The sequence below is a fragment of the uncultured Cetobacterium sp. genome (assembly GCF_947039425.1).
Classification (GTDB): domain Bacteria; phylum Fusobacteriota; class Fusobacteriia; order Fusobacteriales; family Fusobacteriaceae; genus Cetobacterium_A.
On the sequence record NZ_CAMQYW010000128.1, the window covers coordinates 1 to 5,152 of the forward strand.

The following is a 5,152-nucleotide window of genomic DNA, read 5'->3' on the forward strand; positions in this document are numbered from 1 at the left end:
AATATTGCCATTGAAGCTCTATGAGAAGCTAATGATTCTAAATTTTCTTTTTCAGGAACTGGCGTTCTTCCTTCTAATCTTGTACAAATTACAGTTTGTGAGATACTTGGCAGTGTAAACTCTTTTTTTACTGCTGCAGCTGAAGCTAAAAATGAACTTACTCCTGGAACTACTTCATACTCAATTTCATATTCATCAAGCATATCCATTTGTTCTCTATGAGCTCCAAATATAGCTGGATCTCCTGTATGAACTCTGGCAACCTTTTTTCCATCCTTTATACCTTTCACCATAACATCTATTACTTCTTCTAAAGTCATTGAAGCTGAATTATGTATTTCTGCTCCCTCTTTATGACACTCTATTACCTCTCTTGGAACTAATGATCCTGCATAAACAATTATATCTGCTTCTTTTACAAGTCTTTGTCCCTTTACTGTTATTAACTCAGGATCCCCTGGTCCTGCTCCTATGAAATAAACTTTTTCCATTGATTAATACCACCTTTTTTTAAAATTAGAGTTGTAAAATAAGGAATGTCTTCCTTATTAATTTTTGTAAGATCAAAATTTATCTCTTGTGTCTCTTTTCCACAATTTGATACCATTATTACATTTTCTAAGTTTCCAGTTTTTTCAAGACCATCTCTTAAAACATCAAAATTTCTAGATACTTTCATAAATACTATATTATCTGCTGAATTAATCTCTTCAACTATGTTAGTTTCCCCATTTAAAGAAACAACTTTTAAAGATTCTTCACCCATAACTAATGGTAAATTAAATCTTGATGACATATCTGAAAATGATGAAATCCCTGGAATTGTTTCTACAGGTATTTCTCCATCTAAATGTTCTAATATATAAACATAAGTACTATAAGTCATAGGATCCCCAATTGTTAAAAACCCAACTTTCTTTCCCGCTTCTAAATACTTTATTATTTTATCTGCGTTTTCTTTTCTGAAACCTTTTCTAGCTTCTACACACTTTACCATTGGGAACTCAATAAATAGTAATTCTACATTTTCTTTTAAATACTCTTTTGCAATTTCATATGCAGTACTTCCCTCTGCTTTCTTTGCTTCTGGTAAAACAACCACATCTAATTCTTTAAAAGCTTTTATAGCTTTTAAAGTTAACATATCTGGATCTCCTACTCCTACTCCAATTCCATAAAACTTTGATTCTAACATTACTCTTGTTCCTCCTTATTTGCTGTTACTATAAAGATGGGATTTTCACCATACATCATTGTGTACGGTCCTACTTTTTTTCCCCTTGATACACTTATATTTACTACTTCTATATTCTTAAAATTTAACTCTTTCAATAGCTTTGTACTTTCAGATAGTGTTTCTAAAGTTATAGAATTTATAACTATTCTTCCATCTATATTTGCATACTTCATAAAATGTTCTAAAATATTTTTCATAGATCCTGTTGATCCACCAATAAACATTCTATTATAGTTAATTTGTGGGATTACCTCTGGTGCTCTTCCAACTATAACCTCTATATTATCTAAATTAAATTTTTTAATATTTTCTTTTAAGGTTTCTATTCCTTTTTCCTCTTTTTCAATTGCAAAAACTTTTCCATTTCTTAAATATGTTGCACTTTCTATCCCTATAGTCCCTGTTCCAGCTCCAACATCTATTAAAATAGAATCATCTTCTAATTGTAACTTAGCAACAGAAATTGCTCTAATTTCCTGCTTTGTCATTGGTAATTCCTTTTGAATAAATTCATTATCATAAATATGACCCATCTTCTCACCTATATCTTTCTTAAAATTGTTACATTCATTAAATAATTTCTATTATATTTTTCATAATCTTTAATCTTAAATCTCGTAATACACTCATCACTAGATGATAATCTTTCCCCTATAATAACCTCTATATTTTCTATTCCCTTTTCTAAAAGATCTTTTGCTATTTTTATAGGATTATTTATTGAATCTGTTAAAAGAACAACTCCTTTATTAGAGTTTAATATCTCTTTAACATAATTAAAATCTCTTCCATGAACACTATGCAAAGAAAAGTTCTCCCAAGTCATTTCTAATTTTGAAAATAAATATTGAAATGATGAAATACCAGGTATAACTTTAAAATTTATCTGAGAAAATGTTCTTTTTAAATAAGTTAATAAACTATAGTATCCTGTATCACCTGAAACTATTACTGCTATTTTTTGATTTTCATTCTCTAAAATAAACGTTTTTAAAAGATCTAATTTTCCTAAAGTATATGTTTCTTGATCTTTTAATATAGTTTTTATTTCATCAAGTTGACGTTTCCCACCAATAACAATATCTGCTTCTATAATAGATTTAACTCCAGCTCCAGTTATAAATTCTATATTTCCTGGCCCTAATCCAACTACACATATATTATGACTCATTTTTTAATTCCTCCACCATAGAGTAAAAATTATCACTATACCCAAGTATTTCTCCACTATATGTAAACATCATTCCTTGAAACTCTATCTCTTCTCTTGAATGCTCCTTACATCTTTTAGCAACTTTATTACATATTAAATTAAAAACATCTTTATTTTCAATATAAGCACAAGCTTCTTCAGCTGTATTGGATTCTAAAACTTTTAATATATTCTCTCTTTTTTCATTCATTATAAAAGCATTTGCAGCTAATATTTCAAGTCTTGCATCAGCAACTCTACTATGAGTATTAAATATTCCTCCAGCAACTTTTATAGCTTTTCCAATATGACCAACTAAAAGCACTTTTTTAAAACCAAGTTCAACAGCTGAATCAATCATAAATCCTATATAATTACTTGTAACAACCATGTGCTCTAAATTAAGTTTATTTTCTTCACAAAATCTTTTCCCATGGTTTCCAAAAGCAAAAATTACCCAGTTTTTTGTGGTATTTTCTTTTAAAACTTTCAACTCAGCATACATAGACTTTGTAAGTGCTTCTTCACTCATTGGTTTTACTATTCCAGTTGATCCAAGTATTGATATTCCACCTAAAACTCCTAGTTTTCTATTAAAAGTTTTTTTAGCCTTTTCTATTCCTTGTGGTACATAAATCTTAGTTACTACCTTTACATCATTAGATACTAAAGACTTTATAGCTTTTACTATCATCTCTTGAGGACCAGGATTAATTGCTGATTTTCCAGGTTCTACTTTCAATCCTTTTTTTGTTACTAATCCTACTCCACGACCACCTAGTATAAGTATATTATCTATATAGTGACCTCTTTTTATATTTGGTAACTCTTTTAGTATTTTTACTTTAGCACATATTTCAATTCCGTTTGTTACATCAGGATCATCTCCTGCATCTTTTATAACTACTCCTCGTGCCCAATTTTTACCTTTTTTATATGAACTTACAGGAACATCTAACTCTATCCCATCTAAAGATTTTATTTTCACTATTTTTTCAATATCTTTTTCTAATAAAAGACTTAGAGCTATATAAGTAGCCACACTAGCACAAGTTCCTGTAGTATATCCTGATCTTAGCTCCTTTTTTTTCATATTAGAATCCTTCTCTTTTAAAAATTTGATAAAGTATTCCATGAAGTATTGAAACTGCCACAGGACTTCCACCTTTTCTTCCCTTTACAATTATATATGGAATTCCACTTCCTGGTAAAATCTCTTTTGATTCTGCAGCTCCTACAAATCCAACTGGTACACCAACTATTAAAGCTGGCATCTCTACCTCTTTTGAATCTATTAACTCTTTTAATCTAAAAAGTGCTGTTGGTGCATTTCCTATTAAAAATATTTTTGTATCTGGATCTTTTATTGCATGTTCTATTCCTACAATTGATCTTGTTACTCCTCTTTCTTTTGCTTCTTTTGCTACTTCTGGATCAGAAACTAAAGAATAAGCTGAACAATTATATTTTCCTAAAGTTATTTTACTAAGACCATTTGCTATCATCTGAGTATCACAGTATATTTTTACTCCATCTTTTAAAGCTTTTATACATGATTCAACCGCATCATTAGAAAACTCCAATAAATCTGCATATTCAAAATCTGCTGTTGTATGAATCACTCTTTTTACAACTGGAAGATGTTCTTTTGAAAAACTCTTAGCTTTTTCTCCCATCTCTTCCTCTATTATTTCAAAACTTCTAATTTCAATATCTTGTGGTCTTTTTATATATGACATTTCTTAACTCCTTCTAACATCTCTTCTATAATATTTAAATTTTTAAAAAAATGAATATGAGGATATCCTGCAAGTAAATTTCTATTTTTATATCCACATAACCAATTTCTACCATCTAATTTTTCAACCTTAAAACCTCTTTCATCTGTTCCTTCATCATCAATTTTAGAATAATGGAATTCATGAGCAGTTCCTAGAAAATCATCTTTTTTTAAAGTAACATATCCAAATCTTCCTATATTTAGTTTTTCTGTCATTTTAACTGAACAATTAAGTAAACTTGCCATTTTGTATACCTCATTTTGAAGATTTTTTATTCCTGATGAAAGATACATAAATCCTCCACATTCACCATATATATATCCATCTTCATTATGAAATTTTTTAAGAGACTCCATGAAACTGGTATTTTCTGATAGTTGCTCTAAATAATTTTCTGGATATCCTCCTCCAAAATAAAGTATATCTACCTTTGGTATCTCTTTATCATTTAAAGGAGAAAACTCAACTATCTCAATCCCCATTTTTTCCAACAATTCAATATTGTCTTGATAATAAAAAGAAAAAGCTCTATCCTTTGCTACTCCAATTTTTAGACCTTTATATTTATCTTTAAGTTCTAAAAAAATATCTTTTTTATCTAAAATCTCTATTTTTGTAAGTTCTTTTATTTTTTTAAAATCTATTGTTTTTTTTATTTCACTTTTTAGAATTTCTAATTTTCCATATAAATCATCTACTTCATCTGCTTGTAAAAGACCTAAATGTCTACTACTTATTCCTAACTTTTCATCCTTTTTAAGATATCCAACACAAGGAATATGAGCATATTTTTCTATAGCTTCTTTTAAAATACTATATAACTTTTCACTAGAAACTCTATTAATAATAACTCCTACAATATTAACTCTGGGATCTAAACTTTTATACCCTAAAACTTCAGCAGCTACACTTGTGCTTTTCCCTTTACAGTCAACAACTAAT

7 protein-coding genes are annotated in these 5,152 nt (G+C 28.8%); all 7 read right to left on the reverse strand.

The genetic code is table 11. The annotated features are described in order from the left end of the window. A partial coding sequence (locus tag Q0V09_RS07350) for a cobalt-precorrin-4/precorrin-4 C(11)-methyltransferase (protein WP_297488030.1) occupies positions 1 to 491 on the reverse strand: 491 nt, incomplete at its 3' end. Further along, the gene (cobI, locus tag Q0V09_RS07355) at positions 470 to 1,195 is read right to left on the reverse strand and encodes a precorrin-2 C(20)-methyltransferase (RefSeq protein WP_297407557.1); all 726 of its coding nucleotides are present in this window, start codon (positions 1,193 to 1,195) and stop codon (positions 470 to 472) included. The genes cobI and Q0V09_RS07350, both read right to left, overlap by 22 nt. Further along, positions 1,195 to 1,770 (reverse strand): precorrin-6Y C5,15-methyltransferase (decarboxylating) subunit CbiT, encoded by a 576-nt coding sequence (gene cbiT, locus Q0V09_RS07360; RefSeq protein WP_297488033.1) that lies wholly within the window; start codon positions 1,768 to 1,770, stop codon positions 1,195 to 1,197. The genes cobI and cbiT overlap by 1 nt, the downstream gene beginning before the upstream one ends. A gap of 8 nt (positions 1,771 to 1,778) precedes the next feature. Further along, positions 1,779 to 2,408, reverse strand: coding sequence for a precorrin-6y C5,15-methyltransferase (decarboxylating) subunit CbiE (gene cbiE / locus Q0V09_RS07365; protein ID WP_297488036.1), 630 nt, complete (start codon positions 2,406 to 2,408; stop codon positions 1,779 to 1,781). Beyond that, positions 2,398 to 3,522 carry a cobalt-precorrin-5B (C(1))-methyltransferase CbiD gene (gene cbiD, locus Q0V09_RS07370; RefSeq protein ID WP_297488039.1) on the reverse strand — a complete coding sequence of 375 codons (1,125 nt, stop codon included), beginning with the start codon at positions 3,520 to 3,522 and terminating at the stop codon, positions 2,398 to 2,400. The genes cbiE and cbiD overlap by 11 nt, the downstream gene beginning before the upstream one ends. 1 nt (position 3,523) lies before the next feature. Further along, positions 3,524 to 4,168, reverse strand: a complete 645-nt coding sequence (locus Q0V09_RS07375; protein ID WP_297407737.1) for a precorrin-8X methylmutase — start codon at positions 4,166 to 4,168, stop codon at positions 3,524 to 3,526. Then, on the reverse strand, positions 4,156 to 5,152 hold a 997-nt coding region (locus Q0V09_RS07380), incomplete at its 5' end, for a cobyrinate a,c-diamide synthase (RefSeq protein WP_297488042.1). The genes Q0V09_RS07380 and Q0V09_RS07375, both read right to left, overlap by 13 nt.

Bases quoted from the DNA above. Each gene is read 5' to 3' on its own strand.
- cbiD (WP_297488039.1), bottom strand. From the start codon at position 3,522: ATGAAAAAAAAGGAGCTAAGATCAGGATATACTACAGGAACTTGTGCT.
- cbiE (WP_297488036.1), bottom strand. From the start codon at position 2,408: ATGAGTCATAATATATGTGTAGTTGGATTAGGGCCAGGAAATATAGAA.
- Q0V09_RS07375 (WP_297407737.1), bottom strand. From the start codon at position 4,168: ATGTCATATATAAAAAGACCACAAGATATTGAAATTAGAAGTTTTGAA.
- cbiT (WP_297488033.1), bottom strand. From the start codon at position 1,770: ATGGGTCATATTTATGATAATGAATTTATTCAAAAGGAATTACCAATG.
- cobI (WP_297407557.1), bottom strand. From the start codon at position 1,195: ATGTTAGAATCAAAGTTTTATGGAATTGGAGTAGGAGTAGGAGATCCA.